This is a genomic window from Mariniphaga anaerophila, from assembly GCF_900129025.1.
Classification (GTDB): domain Bacteria; phylum Bacteroidota; class Bacteroidia; order Bacteroidales; family Prolixibacteraceae; genus Mariniphaga; species Mariniphaga anaerophila.
On sequence record NZ_FQUM01000002.1, the window covers coordinates 332,549 to 347,334 of the forward strand.

The following is a 14,786-nucleotide window of genomic DNA, read 5'->3' on the forward strand; positions in this document are numbered from 1 at the left end:
AGAGATGCCGTTATTTTGAATTTTCGAAATCGATTTTGATCAGGGCAAAAACAGCGTAATTAATCATGTCGAGGTAATTGGCGTCAATTCCTTCCGACACCTCTGTTTTTCCGTCATGATCTTCAATTTGCTTGGTTCGTTTCAACTTCATTAAAATCAGGTCGGTGTACGAACTGATGCGCATTTTTCGCCAGGCCTCGCCGTAATCGTGGTTTTTGTTTTGCATCAGTTCTTTTGCAGTTTGAAAATACGTGTCGTAAAGCCCGAGCGTGCTTTCTTTATCCAGTTCAGTTTCTGAAGGTTCGAGTTCCAGCTGAATCAAACCCATGATTGCATAATTAATAATGCCAATAAACTCCGGCCTTATTCCTTCATCTATTTTGGAAACGCCTTTTTCTTCTATGCTTCTGATTCGGCGTGCTTTTATGTAAATCTGATCCGTAATTGAAGTTGTCCTCAATACTCGCCACGCAGTTCCGTAGTCATTCATTTTTTTTTCGAAAACCGAACGGCAGGTAATAATAACATTGTCGTATTGTTGATTTGTCTTTTCCATGCTAGTTTTAAAAAGAGGGATAAAAATAGGAAAAATTGAGGAACTTGCAGGGTTTTGTTATACATTTGTAGGACTGAATTGTTTAACCATAAAACATTTTGCTTATGCTGATTACCCAGTCGGCGGGTAAGTTCCTCAAAAGGAAAAACTCTATTAATCTGGACGGCAAATTGATAGATTTTTCTGAACCGGTGGTTATGGGGATTATAAATGTCACACCCGACTCTTTCTACGATGGTGGAAAACTTACAGATGAAAAAGTGTTGCTTACGTCCGTTGAAAAGATGGTAAAGGAGGGCGTGTCGTTTATCGATGTGGGGGGCATTTCGACAAAACCAAAGGCGAAAATTGTTTCTACAAAAACAGAGCTTGAACGTTTATTGCCGGCCGTTCACGCCATCCGAAAAAATTTCCCCGAGATCCCGCTTTCTATAGATACTTTCAGAAGTTGGGTGGCTGTTCGGATAATTGATGAAATAGGGCCGATTATTGTTAACGATGTTTCCGGAGGAACTCTGGACTCAAAAATGTTTGAAACTATCGGCAAAATGAATGTTCCGTACGTACTCACCCATATCCAGGGAACCCCGCAAAATATGCAGGAAGACCCGCATTACGATGATGTTGTAAAAGACGTTTCCTCGTGGTTGAGCGAGCGCGTGAAACGGCTTACGAAGTATGGAGTAAAGGACATAATTATTGATCCCGGCTTTGGCTTTGGGAAAACGATAGAACATAATTATGATTTACTGAACAGACTCGATTCATTTAAGGTATTTCAGTTGCCGGTGATGGTTGGGGTAAGCCGTAAATCAATGGTCTGGAAATATTTGGGTACTAACCCGCAAGAAGCTCTTAACGGAACTACTGTTTTAAACACTATGGCGTTGCTCGGAGGAGCAGATATTCTGAGGGTGCACGACGTGAAGGAGGCAGTGGAAGCCGTTAAAATTTTGAAGGTTTTAAAATCGACAGTAGTCTAATGTTAACTTTTATTACGATAAGGTTCCTGGACATTCTCGATATCTTACTGGTGGCATTATTACTTTATCAGCTTTACCGGTTGATAAAGGGAACCATTGCGTTTAATATTGTGATTGGCCTTTTTTCGCTTTACCTGCTTTGGTTGATTGTGAAAGCGCTGAATATGCAGCTGCTGGGGTCAATAATGGGGCAGTTCATCGGGGTAGGTGTGCTGGCACTGATTGTGGTGTTTCACCCCGAAATCAGAAAATTTCTGGTGTTTATTGGAACCAATTACAATGTGAACAAGGTTTTATCCCTTGATAAACTGTTTGGGGTGAACCGTGTGAAATCGGTTGAAAACGAACAGATTGAAATTCTTGCAGATGCTTGTTTTTCAATGGGGAAATCAAAAACAGGAGCATTAATAGTAATTGCCCGGATGTCGGAATTGGCCGACCAGATTAAAACGGGTGAAATTATGAATGCTAAAATTTCTTCATCGCTTATTCGAACCATTTTTTTTAAAAATACCCCGTTGCACGACGGCGCTGTTATTATTAAAGATAACATGATTGTTGCTGCCGGCTGCATTTTGCCGCTAACACAACGCGAAGTGGATAAAGCACTTGGGCTGAGGCACCGGGCTGCTATTGGCATTACAGAAAATACCGATGCTGTAACAATTGTTGTTTCAGAAGAGCGTGGCTCGGTTTCATTCGTTGCTGCCGGAAAAATAAAGCAGCGGGTTTCAAGGGAAACACTCATCGGATTGCTTAAAGAAAGTTTGAACCTGCAAAACTGATTTTGCCACACTTCATTTCGTCAACAGAAAAACTCAGGTTTTATGAATCGAATTTGTGACTTATTTGACATTCGTTATCCAATTATTCAGGGAGGAATGGTTTGGTGTTCGGGCTGGCGACTGGCTTCGGCCGTGAGTAATTGCGGAGGTTTGGGATTGCTCGGTGCAGGCTCCATGCACCCCGAAATGCTGGAAGAGCATATTTTGAAAACACAGGCCGCAACCGAAAAACCTTTTGGGGTGAATGTTCCGCTGCTTTATCCGGAGATAGATAAGATTATGGATGTCGTAGCAAGGCTTGGGGTGAAAATTGTGTTTACTTCGGCAGGCAGCCCCAAAAAGTGGACGGGCTGGCTGAAAGAACGAGGAATAACCGTTGTTCATGTGGTTTCCAGTTCGATATTCGCAGAAAAATGTGAGGCCGCCGGGGTCGACGCCGTTGTTGCAGAAGGGTTTGAAGCCGGAGGCCACAATGGAAGGGAGGAAACTACCACATTTGCGTTGATTCCTTCTGTGAGAAAAGCAACCGGGTTGCCATTGCTTGCGGCAGGTGGCATCAGCTCGGGCGAAGCAATACACGCGGCCATGGTGCTTGGTGCCGATGGCGTTCAGATTGGGTCGGGATTTGCCATTTCTGAAGAATCTTCTGCACATCCGGCATTTAAACAGCTTGTTTCCGGGTTGGGAGAGGGGGGAACCAAGCTGGCACTGAAAAAACTGGCGCCGGTTCGTTTAATTAAAAATGCCTTTTTTGAATCGGTTGATGAGGCAGAAAAGCGCGGTGCACAGGCAGAGGAGTTAAAAACTTTGTTGGGAAAAGGCAGGGCAAAAAAGGGAATTTTTGAAGGTGATTTGGAAGACGGCGAATTGGAAATAGGACAGGTCTCTGCCCAGATTAAAGAAATTCTGCCGGTAGAAAAAATTATGGAAAATTTCATTTCCGGATACAAAGCAAGTATTGCCGCTGTTTCCGGAAATAGTAAATTTGATTTCTAAGACCGGCAATTTCGTCCGAAAACTCAAATGTTAATTAGGAAAAGCTAATCGAAAGTCTTTTCGTCAATCAGGTATTTATTTCGGTCTGATGAGCTGCGTGAGATGAGTTCTCCTAAAAATCCAGCAAGAAAAAACTGCGCCCCGATTATCATGCCGGTAAGTGCGATGTAGAAATAAGGGCTGTCGGTAATCAGGTTGCCCACAATGCCGTGTTTCAACTGAATTATTTTTTGTATCCCCAGCCAAACTGCTGCTGCCAGGCCAATCAAAACCATTAATATTCCCAGAATCCCGAAAAAGTGCATCGGGCGCTTTACAAACCGCGAAATAAACATCACAGAAAGCAAGTCGAGCGGTCCCCTGATGAAGCGTTCCAATCCGAATTTTGTTACGCCGTATTTTCGTTCTGAGTGTACCACCACCTTCTCGCCAATGTTGTTAAACCCGGCCCATTTAGCAAGTACCGGAATGTATCGGTGCATCTCCCCGTAAACTTCAATGCTTTTTATTACGTTTTTTCGGTAAGCTTTTAAGCCGCAATTCATGTCGTGGAGTTTAATGCCACTCATTCGTCTTACAGTCCAGTTGTAAAGTTTGCTTGGGAGATTTTTGGTTAGCACCGGATCATGACGTTTCTTTTTCCAGCCAGAAACCAGGTCGTACCCTTCTTCTTTTATCATTCTGTACAATTCCGGAATTTCGTCGGGGCTGTCTTGCAAATCAGCATCCATTGTAATTACCACATCTCCCTGTACAACATCAAAACCACAAAAAAGAGCTGCAGACTTTCCGTAGTTACGTCTGAACTTGATTCCTTTTATATTCGGATTTTCACTTTTTAGTTTTTCGATTACGTGCCACGAATCATCCTTACTTCCGTCGTCTACCATAACAACTTCATAAGAAAACTGGTGTTGGTCCATTACTTTTCGGATCCAATCCACCAGTTCTGGCAATGATTCTTCTTCATTAAACAGAGGGACAACTACGGAGATATCCATTTTCTAAATTAAATTTCTGTGCTGAATTCTTCTTTTTTCTTTACGATTGCTGCGGTAATAAGTGATAGGATAACTCCTGAAATTAATCCTGAAACGATGCCTTGTCTCAACGTATCCCACAAAGAAGGTAAATCTTCAAACTTTTCAATTGCTTTATCAATCTGGGTTTCCGGTACACCTGCATTTTCCATATACGTTATGGTTTTTTGCTGCATCACCATCATTATATTTTTTGTGTATTCCGGATCAATTAGAGTATGAAAAATGTAATTATATACCGTTGAAAGAATTACTGAGAACAAAATAGCAAGCAATCCAAACTGAAAAGCATCAGAAAAACTAATGTAACCCCCCATTTCTTTGCGGTAATTTTTTGAGAATATCAGCAGAAATACGAATGTAAGCACCAGCGAAGCGATGCCAATTAATGCAGTTCCCATCAATCCGAGCTTCTCAATAAGGCCCGTAATGTAAATTATTACTGAAAGAAGGATTGAAATTAGTCCCAGATAAATTCCATATGTAAGTGATGATTTCCAGAGAGATACGGGTTTTTGTTCCATGATGAATTGTTTTTGTTAACGGTAAAGAATGATGCAAATATATGTTTATTTGACCGTAAATTTGTTGGGAAACGAAAATTTTCTACTTTTGCAGCCGGGTAAGTCCTGTGCGACCAGCTCCTGCTGAATTCCCCCAGGGTCGGAAGGCAGCAAGGGTAGGCGGTTGTAGCGGTGCGACACAGGTAGCTTACCCACTTTTTTTGAAAGAAAAAAAAGGTGTGAAAGATTGAAAAAAGTTTTGCAGAATTAAAAATTAATTCCTTTCTTTGCGCCGCTGTTTTAAACAAGCAAACGTTCTAGAGATATTGAAAAATAAGCCGAATTAGCTCAGTTGGCCAGAGCACGTGATTTGTAATCTCGGGGTCCTCAGTTCGAATCTGAGATTCGGCTCAAAATATTGGGAAGATACCGAAGCGGTCAAACGGGGCAGACTGTAAATCTGTTGGCTACGCCTTCGTAGGTTCGAATCCTGCTCTTCCCACAGTTTAAGGGTTAAGTTGTATCAAATCAGCTTAATCCTTTTTTTTGTCCATACTTCTCCTTTGTTTTTTTTCTTTTAACGTTTAAATTTCGCTAACTTTCAGCATCTAATATGCTGATATGATGTCTTGTAAGATCAATCATTTTAGTCACGGCGGTTTTATTGAGTTTGATAAAGGTAGTTTTGATAACTGGTGCGTTTTTGTAACACGGGCAAACGGAGATCGGTTTGCTCCGACTGATGTTCAATATTTTTCGCGCTTGAAGAATTTAGCCAAAATTTATGGGGCTCGCACAATTTATAATGATTTTGTAGTGATATATAACCGCACCGGCGCTGAAGTCGATAAAAACGTTCTGGCGGTCATTTCAGCATTGAGCAGGCATTACGAAGACGATTCACTTGAAATGGAAATCTGGTTGAATGTTTTGTACGCAGGAATGGTTGCAGAAGAGAACAAGGAAAATGCTGTGTTGAAAAAAAGAATTAAGCGGCTTGGAATGTTTCAACTGCTGATAGAAAACGCAGAACCGGAAGATGCTGCAGTTTTTAGCAAAGGAAAGAAGTGGAAAGAGTTGGATGAAATAATGAAAGCAAGCGGGTTCTGACTGCTCCTAAAGGTCAAAATCAACCGGAATGGAATCCATGAATCGTGTAACTGTAAATACCGGCATTTTACATCCGTGTATTATTTCAGAAACGAATTTGCCAATTTCAACTCCCGTTAAGCTGGATTCCTGGTGCGTTCGTAAAATAACCATCCCCGGATTTTCCTTTTCAATATAATCCAGAATGGCAACATGCTTTTGTTGTCCCGATGCTCTCAAAATTTTTACTTCGCATTTAATTCCACGCTGTACGAGCATGTATTTTAGCTTTTCTGCATTTCGCCAAGCAAGGCTTTGTTTTGTTTTGATGTTAATGCCCAGCGCAGAAACAACAGTTATTTTTGCATTGAATTTTTTAGCGAAATAGGTTGCCCACAGTAGCTTTTTTTTGGTCGATTGTGAAATATCAACCGGAATAACAATTTTGTTTATTTTTTTGATTTGATGCCCCGGCTCAAATGCCATTACCGGGCAGCAGGAACGGCTGATTAGTTTGTCCAGATCGTCGGCATCCATGCCACTGTTGTTTTCATTTTTGCCAACAATTAAAAACTCGTAACCGCAGTTTTTTGACTGCTTCAGCAGAACGGGCAACGGAGAGCCTTCCTTTATCCGGTAGGTTATGTGTTGCAGGTTTTCTGTATCGGTAATTCCCTCAACAAAATTTTGAAGTGTGTTCTGGTAGTCGTGCTTTCTGTTTTTTAGTTTTTTGGGAGCAATCAGTTTTTTCAAAAATGAAGGTTTGTCAATAATATTGTAAATGAAAAGTCGCATTCCGAGGTGCTGCCTGAAAAAGAGAGCCTGCTGCAAAATTGACTTTCCTTCTTCGGTAGGAGGAATCAGGGTTAGAATGTTATTAGACCTGTATCTCATTGGCGCGTTGATTTTGATCTTTCCCGCTATAATATACGGAAATTAAGCTGTGCTGGTTTACATATATATTGTAAAACATATAAACCGGGACAAATTGTCCTCAACGCAACCAGATGTTTGTGAGTGGCGGTTTAAAATTGGCGTTCAGCTAAAAAAATAAATTAGCTTTTTGTTACCCTCGAAGCTCCTTCAGCGCGTTTGTTGTGCGTGCCAGGTAGTTGTCGATCTGTTTGTTTTCCTCAAAACCGATAATCATCATATCTACAGTTTCCAACCCAAGTACAAACCGCAGTGCATGATCTATTTTGTCGCTCTGATCGCGCAATTTTCCGTTGCCTACCAGCTTCATTCCGATAACTCCTTTGCCGGCGCTGTGAAGTTTGTTAATCACTTTTACTACCTGCTCTGGTTCCGGCTTGTCCATGGCAATTCCGTACGGATTAATTCTTACGTGAATAACATCTACCCACGGACTGTTGGCCGCATCTTCCATCGCCTCCAGCGAATGCACCGAAACTCCGTGTGCTTTAATAATTCCTTTCGCTTTCAGGTTTTCCAAAATATCCATTTGCTTTTTCTGGGTTTCTGTCCAGTTTTCTTCAACCATACAGTGGATTTGCACCAAATCGATGTAGTCGGTATTCAGTTCTTTCCGAAAACGGTCAACCACAATGTCGGCATCAGGGCGTTCCGGCTCCGGAATTCCGCCGCCTCGTACCCATATTTTCGAAGAGAGCGTGATTTGTTCGCGATCCATTTTTTTCATGGCTTCTGCCACAATTCCGTGCGTTCCGTACGAATCGGCACAGTCAAAAAAACGAATGCCTTTGTGGTAAGTGTGATAAAGAAGATCTAGGCTTTTGTTTTTGTCCTGACGGGTTAAAAATGCAGTGCGGTTTCCTGCATGAACGCCGGTTCCGATTCCCAAAAGTGTGGTTTCCAAACCGGATTTTCCCAGTTTAACTTTTTGCAGCGGGTTGGAGCTTGCGTATCTCGATTGCCCGGCATAAAGCGTGTTAGAAAAAAGTAAGTGGGCTGTTCCCAGGGAAAGGGCACGGACAAAATTCCGGCGGTGCATATTCATTTTCCTGTCTTCCATAACCATTTTATTTTAAGGAGAACAACAGAACCAACGTTCGTGTTTGTGCCTCCGGAGTTTTTTACCGGAGATTGTTTAGTAATTCTCCTCTAAAATAGTAATAAATTGAATTCAAGAAAGTTGTTTTCTCTAAAAGTGTTGTGGGGAAGAAAATTCAGTGCGTTGGCAGATAAAACACTTCGAAAAGTGAATGAATCTGCGGCAGGAAAAGAAAATAGGATTCAGATTCTGTTTGATTCTTTAATTGTGATCTGGGTGCTTGTGGTTTCCTGCTTTTCTGCCTCGTCGCTTTTTTGTACTTCTGTGTCTTCTTTTTCCGAATCGTTAAACAGGGGAAGCGCTTGTACCGGCTTTGTTTGAATTATTTTGTTGGTAATAATGGTGTCAACAGCCTGTGCTTTTCCACGAAGGTCTATAAAACTGCTTATTTTTAATCCTAAAAGAAAAAAGATGGAAGAAAAGGCAACAATTGTTTTCATGTTTTTGAATTTCTGTTTTCAACTTTTAAAACTAAGTAATAAATCATCAGCAAATTATGACTTTTAGAACAAACGGAGAAATATTATCTGTAAACGGTATCGTTTTTTCGGTAAACGTTTTTATTTTTCTTCCGAACTGTGTTTTTCTGTTGTCTCTTTTTTAACAGCCGATGGCCGACGTTTATTTGTCAAACGCAATTTTCTTTTATTTGTTTGCTTTCCTTTCGTAAAAAACAAATCCGTTTTTCCTGCCTGTCTCTTTTATGTCTTTGTATTTTTCGAGTAACGGTGCTCTGTGAATTTTGGTCACAAAACATACATCTTTATCGATGTCGCCGGAAAGCAGCCAGTTTTCATCGTAATACCCTGGATTTTCAGGCGGCTGTATTTCGCCGTAAAACCAGGTGGCGTATGATTTGAAATAGATGTTTTTTACGTAAACATTCTTACCTGCTTTCGATTTGAAAAATTCGATGAGGGCATTTTGCGAATATTTTTCAATGCGCGGAACCATTATCAGAACAACAGAAAGTGTAAATAACATGGTGGTTCCCCACAAAATAACTGCCCGTTTCAGCGGTTCGCTTTTTTTTGTGAGGGAAAACAGCAGAACAACTGCCAGCAGGAAAAGCAGTCCGGGCAAGAATTCGAAACCGATCCAGTTGGCTTCTGCTTTCAGGTTTTCAACGGCAAATGCATCGTGAATCAGGTTGCTGTTAATAATTTCATTTTTGTACTTGTCAACAAATTGCAGCAACATTACCGGCAGCGCAATTAGTACCGACAATGAAATAATTGTAGCTGACATCCATTTGCTCCATTTTTCCCGGTTCTGATGTGCCCGGTAAACAAACGCGGCTGCCAGAAACGTAAGGGGAAAATAGGCCAGGGAAGAGTAGTGGACGATTTTTGTTTTTACAATGGAAAACAGAATGAGCACCACCCAAAAAAGAATAACCATCCATTTTTTCATGAACGAATAAGATGCTTCATCTGAAGGCTCTTTCCCGAAGGCTTTCAGCGCCAGAATGGATGAAGGGAAAACCCCGAAAAACAGCACCACAAAATGGTATCCGAAAAATCCTCCGTGCCCGGCATCCTTTGTTTGGAACAGTCGAATTTGATAAACAATAAACTCAACAACCATATCAAAATGGCCGGCCAGAATTTGCACGATAAACCACGAGCCTCCCACCAGCGCCAGCACTGCAAAGTAGGTCACTACATCCACTACACGTACTTTTACTCTGAATTTTACCCAGATTAAAAATACGCCGCCGGTAAGGGCAATCAACAGAAAACCCACGGGACCTTTGGTTAAAACAGCCAGTCCTGCAAACGTTGCTGAAAGAACTATGTTCCTTATTTTTTGGTTGTTCTCTGGAAAAGCGTAAAGCATTAAAAAGTAGATGCCGAGAAAAATGAACAGGTTAAACCATGGGTCAATAATTCCCGATTTGAAATAGAAAAACGGCAAAACCGACCCGACATATGCCAGCACCCAAAGCAGTCCAAACAGGTTATTTCTGATTTTTCGGCCAATGTTGAAAATAACCAGCAGCGAAATAATTCCGCAAATGGCGTTGGGAAAACGGGCTGCAAACTCGTTTATTCCGAAGAGTTTCATGGAGAGTACCTGCATCCAGATAAAAAGAGGCGGTTTTTCCCAGAATGTTTGAAAATTAATCTGCACAGTCAGGTAATCTCCGCTTACAATCATTTCGCGAGCCGATTCGGCAAAGTTAATTTCGTCCCAGTCGAATAAATGCACTGCACCTAAAAACGGAATAAACAGCAAGGCCGCAACAACTGCAATAAAAATTCGGATGACAACAGTGTTCATCCGGTTAATTTTTTCGTTCATTTCGATTGTGTGTGTGTTGTTAAAACAGAATTGTCGAGCCAGGGTTTGTGCCATCTTTGCACCCAGTAAAAGGCGGCCAGCATCAGAACCACAGAAATAATCGAGCCCACCGTAATGTCTTCCATAAAATGCTGCGAAATGTAAACCCGCGAGTAAGCTACCACAACTGCCCCGAAGAAAAGCAACAATTTTCCGACGTTACTTTTTGTTACCAGCGCCAGCATTAAAAATACGCTGAAAGCCGTTGCTGTGTGCCCCGAGGGGAAACTTTGCAAACTATGCAGTTTAACCCCTTCCACCAGGTGAAGTTTGTACGATTCAAACAACTCGAAATATTTCGACGGGCGGTACATATCGTGCGTCAACACTTTTTTGAAAATGTTTACAACAATGGCTGCCGGTATACTCCCCAGCAGAAAAGCAATGGCGCTCCGGAATTTTATAAAAAGAAAAACAACACCGAGAACGCCAATCATGGTTCCGTCTCCCAGGTGGGTGATGTTTTTAAAAAAGAAATCGAAAAAAGGAGCGTTTGCTTTATTCAGCAAAATGTGCAAATCGGGTTTGGAATATATTGAAAGCAAGATGATGCACGTTGTGAAAAAAATTGAATACGAGAGCAAAAACCAACGGTTTTTCAGAATCAGTTTCTTCATCAGAGTTATTCATTTTTGATGCCGTAAAAATCAACAAAAATATTGGAACCAGCAATTTTTGACCGCTATTGTATGAATTCATAAAGCTTTTTTTCCGTTCCTGCTTTAAACCTTTTTTTTGAATTCCGGTCAAAAAAGGCGTTGAACAATGCAACACTTGTGTTGCGTTTTTTACATAGGTGGAGTCCCGGTTATTGAGCCGGGACTTTTTTCTTTTTTGAAAAATAATTTCGTTTTTATTCTGCTATCCATTCTTTATCTTCGGGGAAAATTTAAGAAATGGAACGTTTTCTCGCCCGGTGCGCTGACTATATTTATAAAAAACACGGTAATAAGCTGAATAAACTTTGCCTGGTTTTTCCGAACAGGAGGGCCGGCACTTTTTTTATTTCTTACTTGCAAAAGCAAATTTCACAGCCGGTTATCGGGCCGCAGATAAAAACCATAAACGAGCTTATTTCTGAATATTCCAGCCTTCATCAGGGAGAAAAGCTTCATCTGATTTCCATTTTGTACGATATTTTTAAAAAGCACACCCACTCGGCAGAAAGTTTCGACGAATTTTATTTTTGGGGGGAAGTGTTGCTGGCAGACTTCAACGATATTGATCGTTACCTTGTAAATGCGAAAGATCTGTTCACCAACCTGGCCGATTTAAAGGAAATAGAACAGCTGTTTGATTACCTTACGCCTGAGCAAAAAACTGCAATTGAGCGGTTTTGGGGAAGCCTTTCAGGCCCGGGACAGAAAGCGCACCAGGAAAAGTTCATCTCCATCTGGCAAAATCTTTACCCTGTTTATTCTGAGTTTAGAAGTTATTTAAGTGAACGCGGACTTGCATACGGAGGAATGAGTGACCGCCGGGTAATTGAAAAATTCAGGGATGAAGATCCGGTTTTTGAATTCGAAAAATATTACATAATCGGGCTGAACGCGCTGAACAACTGCGAGAAAAGATTTTTTAAACTGTTGGATCAACAACAGAAAGCTGTGTTTTTGTGGGATTACGATCGGTTTTACCTCGACGACAATAAAAATGAAGCCGGCCGTTTTATTCGCGAAAACCTGCTGCAATTTCCGTCGCCCGGTGATTTTGATTTCAACACCGAACAGTTTGCTGAAAAACAAAAAAAAATACGCCTGGTTGCCGTTTCGTCCAATTACGGGCAGGCCCAGGAAATTCCACAGTTTCTGGAAGAAATCAGGAGCAGTTACAAAAATAAATTTGACAACACTGCAGTTGTTCTGGCCGACGAATCGTTGCTTTACCCGGCGCTGGGTGCTATTCCCCAGAATTTCGGAACCGTAAATGTTACCATGGGATATCCGGTTAAGAATTCGGTGGTGTACGGATTTTTGCTGCTTCTTGTAAATCTTTTGAAAAACAGACGGCAGAACGACAAAGGCGAAACGGTAGTTTATCATCGTTTCGTAACCGATGTGTTAAACCACCAGTTGCTTGGAAATATTGAACCCCAAAAAACGGCCGAATTTCTTGCTGATATTAAAGAAAACAACCGCATTACCGTACCTTTAAAAGAGGTTGACTTTTCGGAATTTCACCGGCTTGTTTTTTCGCTGCCGGAGAAGGTGGAACAGTACAGCATCTGGTTTCTTGAAATATTGGGATATTTTTACGACACCGTAAAAAAAGACCGGAACAACCAACTTTTGAGCGAGTTAATTTATTCGGTTTATCAGTCTGTGGAAAAACTGGGCGCTGTGGTTACCGATGTTGTTGCAGTTCAGGGGCGCGAAATCAGTAATGCTGTTTACTTCAGGTTGTTTGGCCAGTACATCGGTCAGGTTTCTGTTTCGTTTGAAGGAGAACCACTTAGCGGGATGCAGGTGATGGGAATTCTGGAAACCCGCTGTCTCGATTTCAAAAACCTGATTGTTTTGGGGCTGAATGAGAACAAGTGGCCACGAACTTTTACGGCGCCGTCGTTTATTCCTTACAATCTTCGCAAGGGTTTTGGCCTGCCGGGTATCGACGAGCAGGACGCCATGTACGCTTACTATTTTTACCGGTTGATACAGCGGGCCGAAACAATTACGGCAACTTACAGCACATTAAAAGAGGGAATTGGAACCGGCGAACTGAGCCGGTACGGTTTTCAACTGCTTTACGACTCGGGGTTGGATGTGCGGAACACTACGCTCGATTTTAAATTTTCAAATGAGCCGGTGCCGCCTGTCGAAGTTCAGGGTTCTTCCGATAAAACAAAAATTCTATTGGAACGCGTTTCCGGCAGTAGCCCGCTTTCTCCAACGGCAATAAATACCTGGTTAATGTGCAGCCTGCGGTTTTATTTCCGCTACATTTTGCATTTGCCCGAGCCCGATGAGATGAAGGACGAAATTGACAGTCCGGTGTTTGGGAGCATTTTTCACGAGGTGATTGAAAATTTGTACAAACCTTTTGAAGGGAAAACGATAAACCCGGAGGATTTAAAAGGAATTGCAAAAAACAAGGTGCTCATTGAAAATGAAATACGCAAGGCCATCGGAAAACACTATTTCAGGCAAAAAGATCCTGCTGCGAAAACGGTGAAGCTGGAGGGGAAAACCGTGCTGATTTACGAAAATATAAAAACCTTTATTCAGCGGTTGCTTGAAATTGATTTGGAACTGGCACCTTTTGAACTGGTTGCGCTGGAAGGGGGTTACTACACCACATTGCAAGTTAACGTTGGCGAAAAAACTTTGCAGGTTCCTGTTGGTGGCAAAATCGACCGGGTGGATCGGGTAAACGGAAAGCTGCGAATTATTGATTACAAAACAGGAAATGTGGAGTCGTTTTCTTTTAAAGAATTGGGCGAGCTTTTCGAAAAAGACAAAGAAAAACCGAGAAAGGAAATTCTGCAGGCGCTGATTTATTGTCTGGTGTACGTTAAAGAAACCGGGAAAACAGAAGACATTCAGCCGGCGATTTACAGTCTGCGGAAGTTTTTCGATGAAAAGTTTTCTCCGGAGATAAAACAAGACAGGCATGCTGTTGCGTTTCATCAGCTGGAAAAAGAATTTACGAAACAACTTCAGGTTTTAATTTCTGAAATTTTTTCGGAAACCGGACGGTTTTATCAAACGCCGCATGAAAAATATTGCCAGTACTGCCCGTACAACAAAATTTGCCAGCGGTATTAATCCTGTTCTCCCATAAACTTTTTGTACAAGTCGGGGCGCAGTGTTTTTGTGCGTTCAATGGCCTGTTGCTGTTTCCAGTCGTCAACCAGCTTGTCGTTGCCGCTAAGCAATATTTCCGGCACTTTCATTCCTTTGTACTCTGCCGGCCTGGTGTACACCGGCGGGCTCAGCAAATTATCCTGAAAAGAATCGGTGAGGGCAGATGTTTCGTCAGAGAGCACGCCGGGCAACAACCGCACAACACTGTCGGTAATTACTGCTGCAGCAAGCTCGCCTCCGGTAAGTACGTAGTCGCCAATGGAAATTTCTTTGGTAATAAAGAGGTCGCGCACCCGCTGGTCAACACCTTTGTAATGCCCGCAGAGGATAATTATGTTTTCTTTTAACGAAAGCATATTTGCCTCCTGCTGATCGAATAATTTTCCGTCGGGAGTAGTAAAAATAATTTCGTCGTAGTGGCGCTCCTTTTTCAACGTTTCAATGGCTTTTTCGATGGGCTGAATTGCCATTACCATTCCTGCTCCTTTGCTGAAGGAATAATCATCAACCCGGCGGTGTTTGTCGTCTGAAAAATCGCGCAGGTTGTGCAGATAAATTTCGGCCAGCCCTTTCTCCCGCGCCCGTTTTATAATGGAATGATCAAGAGGGCTTTCAATCATTTCGGGCAGTACAGTTATGATGTCGATACGCATATG

The 14,786-nt window shown here is 41.9% G+C and carries 14 protein-coding genes, 2 tRNA genes and 1 other RNA gene; 8 read left to right on the top strand and 9 right to left on the bottom strand.

What is annotated here, in order from left to right:
* Positions 1–10: 10 nt before the first annotated feature.
* On the bottom strand, positions 11–556 hold the full coding sequence (locus BUB08_RS04560) for a DUF1599 domain-containing protein (protein ID WP_072999342.1): 546 nt from the start codon (positions 554–556) through the stop codon (positions 11–13).
* 104 nt (positions 557–660) lie between these two features.
* Between BUB08_RS04560 and folP the strand changes: the two genes are divergently transcribed.
* From folP to BUB08_RS04575, 3 genes are read left to right on the top strand one after another with little or no spacing between them, the layout of a single operon-like run.
* Complete coding sequence (folP, locus tag BUB08_RS04565; RefSeq protein WP_072999344.1) at positions 661–1,539, top strand: dihydropteroate synthase; 879 nt, start codon at positions 661–663, stop codon at positions 1,537–1,539.
* Positions 1,539–2,324 (top strand): diadenylate cyclase CdaA, encoded by a 786-nt coding sequence (cdaA, locus tag BUB08_RS04570; protein WP_072999345.1) that lies wholly within the window; start codon positions 1,539–1,541, stop codon positions 2,322–2,324. Before folP ends, cdaA begins: the two co-directional genes overlap by 1 nt.
* Before the next feature lie 42 nt (positions 2,325–2,366).
* Positions 2,367–3,320 (top strand): NAD(P)H-dependent flavin oxidoreductase, encoded by a 954-nt coding sequence (locus BUB08_RS04575; RefSeq protein ID WP_072999347.1) that lies wholly within the window; start codon positions 2,367–2,369, stop codon positions 3,318–3,320.
* Between the two features lie 44 nt (positions 3,321–3,364).
* Here the strand turns inward: BUB08_RS04575 and BUB08_RS04580 are convergent, their stop codons facing one another.
* Together BUB08_RS04580 and BUB08_RS04585 are read right to left on the bottom strand one after the other, a co-directional pair.
* The gene (locus tag BUB08_RS04580; protein WP_072999350.1) at positions 3,365–4,321 is read right to left on the bottom strand and encodes a glycosyltransferase family 2 protein; all 957 of its coding nucleotides are present in this window, start codon (positions 4,319–4,321) and stop codon (positions 3,365–3,367) included.
* Between the two features lie 8 nt (positions 4,322–4,329).
* Entirely contained in the window at positions 4,330–4,884 is a 555-nt protein-coding gene (locus tag BUB08_RS04585) for a DUF4199 domain-containing protein (protein ID WP_072999352.1), read from the bottom strand.
* A 96-nt stretch (positions 4,885–4,980) separates the two neighbouring features.
* On the opposite strand from BUB08_RS04585, the gene ffs reads away from it, so the two are divergent.
* From ffs to BUB08_RS04605, 4 genes are all read left to right on the top strand, one after another.
* Positions 4,981–5,080: signal recognition particle sRNA small type (gene ffs, locus BUB08_RS04590), an RNA gene on the top strand.
* Between the two features lie 120 nt (positions 5,081–5,200).
* Positions 5,201–5,274: transfer RNA gene (locus tag BUB08_RS04595), tRNA-Thr, on the top strand.
* A gap of 9 nt (positions 5,275–5,283) precedes the next feature.
* Positions 5,284–5,365: transfer RNA gene (locus tag BUB08_RS04600), tRNA-Tyr, on the top strand.
* Between the two features lie 119 nt (positions 5,366–5,484).
* Complete coding sequence (locus BUB08_RS04605; RefSeq protein WP_217651559.1) at positions 5,485–5,973, top strand: DUF7004 family protein; 489 nt, start codon at positions 5,485–5,487, stop codon at positions 5,971–5,973.
* Positions 5,974–5,979: 6 nt separating this feature from the next.
* On the opposite strand, the gene BUB08_RS04610 is transcribed toward BUB08_RS04605, so the two are convergent.
* The 5 genes from BUB08_RS04610 to BUB08_RS04630 all read right to left on the bottom strand — a co-directional run bounded on the left by BUB08_RS04610 (position 5,980) and on the right by BUB08_RS04630 (position 10,944).
* Positions 5,980–6,846 carry a universal stress protein gene (locus tag BUB08_RS04610; RefSeq protein WP_072999356.1) on the bottom strand — a complete coding sequence of 289 codons (867 nt, stop codon included), beginning with the start codon at positions 6,844–6,846 and terminating at the stop codon, positions 5,980–5,982.
* Positions 6,847–7,018: 172 nt separating this feature from the next.
* Positions 7,019–7,945: an aldo/keto reductase gene (locus BUB08_RS04615; protein WP_175549945.1), complete on the bottom strand. Its 927-nt coding sequence runs from the start codon at positions 7,943–7,945 to the stop codon at positions 7,019–7,021.
* Positions 7,946–8,166: 221 nt separating this feature from the next.
* Positions 8,167–8,424, bottom strand: coding sequence for a hypothetical protein (locus BUB08_RS04620; protein WP_072999360.1), 258 nt, complete (start codon positions 8,422–8,424; stop codon positions 8,167–8,169).
* Positions 8,425–8,629: 205 nt separating this feature from the next.
* Positions 8,630–10,288, bottom strand: coding sequence for an ArnT family glycosyltransferase (locus BUB08_RS04625; protein ID WP_072999361.1), 1,659 nt, complete (start codon positions 10,286–10,288; stop codon positions 8,630–8,632).
* Complete coding sequence (locus BUB08_RS04630; RefSeq protein WP_083570586.1) at positions 10,285–10,944, bottom strand: phosphatase PAP2 family protein; 660 nt, start codon at positions 10,942–10,944, stop codon at positions 10,285–10,287. The genes BUB08_RS04625 and BUB08_RS04630 overlap by 4 nt, the downstream gene beginning before the upstream one ends.
* A 279-nt stretch (positions 10,945–11,223) precedes the next feature.
* Here BUB08_RS04630 and BUB08_RS04640 point away from each other — a divergent pair, with 279 nt between their 5' ends.
* Positions 11,224–14,091 (top strand): PD-(D/E)XK nuclease family protein, encoded by a 2,868-nt coding sequence (locus tag BUB08_RS04640; RefSeq protein WP_072999367.1) that lies wholly within the window; start codon positions 11,224–11,226, stop codon positions 14,089–14,091.
* Here BUB08_RS04640 and trmD read toward each other — a convergent pair.
* Positions 14,088–14,783 (bottom strand): tRNA (guanosine(37)-N1)-methyltransferase TrmD, encoded by a 696-nt coding sequence (gene trmD, locus BUB08_RS04645; protein WP_072999369.1) that lies wholly within the window; start codon positions 14,781–14,783, stop codon positions 14,088–14,090. The two genes, BUB08_RS04640 and trmD, sit on opposite strands and share 4 nt — an antisense overlap.
* Positions 14,784–14,786 lie beyond the last annotated feature (3 nt).

Excerpts from the sequence above, each read along its gene's own strand:
- BUB08_RS04610 (WP_072999356.1), bottom strand. The coding sequence starts at position 6,846 with ATGAGATACAGGTCTAATAACATTCTAACCCTGATTCCTCCTACCGAA.
- BUB08_RS04615 (WP_175549945.1), bottom strand. The coding sequence starts at position 7,945 with ATGGAAGACAGGAAAATGAATATGCACCGCCGGAATTTTGTCCGTGCC.
- BUB08_RS04625 (WP_072999361.1), bottom strand. The coding sequence starts at position 10,288 with ATGAACGAAAAAATTAACCGGATGAACACTGTTGTCATCCGAATTTTT.
- BUB08_RS04630 (WP_083570586.1), bottom strand. The coding sequence starts at position 10,944 with ATGAAGAAACTGATTCTGAAAAACCGTTGGTTTTTGCTCTCGTATTCA.
- BUB08_RS04620 (WP_072999360.1), bottom strand. The coding sequence starts at position 8,424 with ATGAAAACAATTGTTGCCTTTTCTTCCATCTTTTTTCTTTTAGGATTA.
- BUB08_RS04560 (WP_072999342.1), bottom strand. The coding sequence starts at position 556 with ATGGAAAAGACAAATCAACAATACGACAATGTTATTATTACCTGCCGT.
- folP (WP_072999344.1), top strand. The coding sequence starts at position 661 with ATGCTGATTACCCAGTCGGCGGGTAAGTTCCTCAAAAGGAAAAACTCT.
- BUB08_RS04585 (WP_072999352.1), bottom strand. The coding sequence starts at position 4,884 with ATGGAACAAAAACCCGTATCTCTCTGGAAATCATCACTTACATATGGA.
- BUB08_RS04640 (WP_072999367.1), top strand. The coding sequence starts at position 11,224 with ATGGAACGTTTTCTCGCCCGGTGCGCTGACTATATTTATAAAAAACAC.
- trmD (WP_072999369.1), bottom strand. The coding sequence starts at position 14,783 with ATGCGTATCGACATCATAACTGTACTGCCCGAAATGATTGAAAGCCCT.
- BUB08_RS04575 (WP_072999347.1), top strand. The coding sequence starts at position 2,367 with ATGAATCGAATTTGTGACTTATTTGACATTCGTTATCCAATTATTCAG.
- cdaA (WP_072999345.1), top strand. The coding sequence starts at position 1,539 with ATGTTAACTTTTATTACGATAAGGTTCCTGGACATTCTCGATATCTTA.
- BUB08_RS04605 (WP_217651559.1), top strand. The coding sequence starts at position 5,485 with ATGATGTCTTGTAAGATCAATCATTTTAGTCACGGCGGTTTTATTGAG.
- BUB08_RS04580 (WP_072999350.1), bottom strand. The coding sequence starts at position 4,321 with ATGGATATCTCCGTAGTTGTCCCTCTGTTTAATGAAGAAGAATCATTG.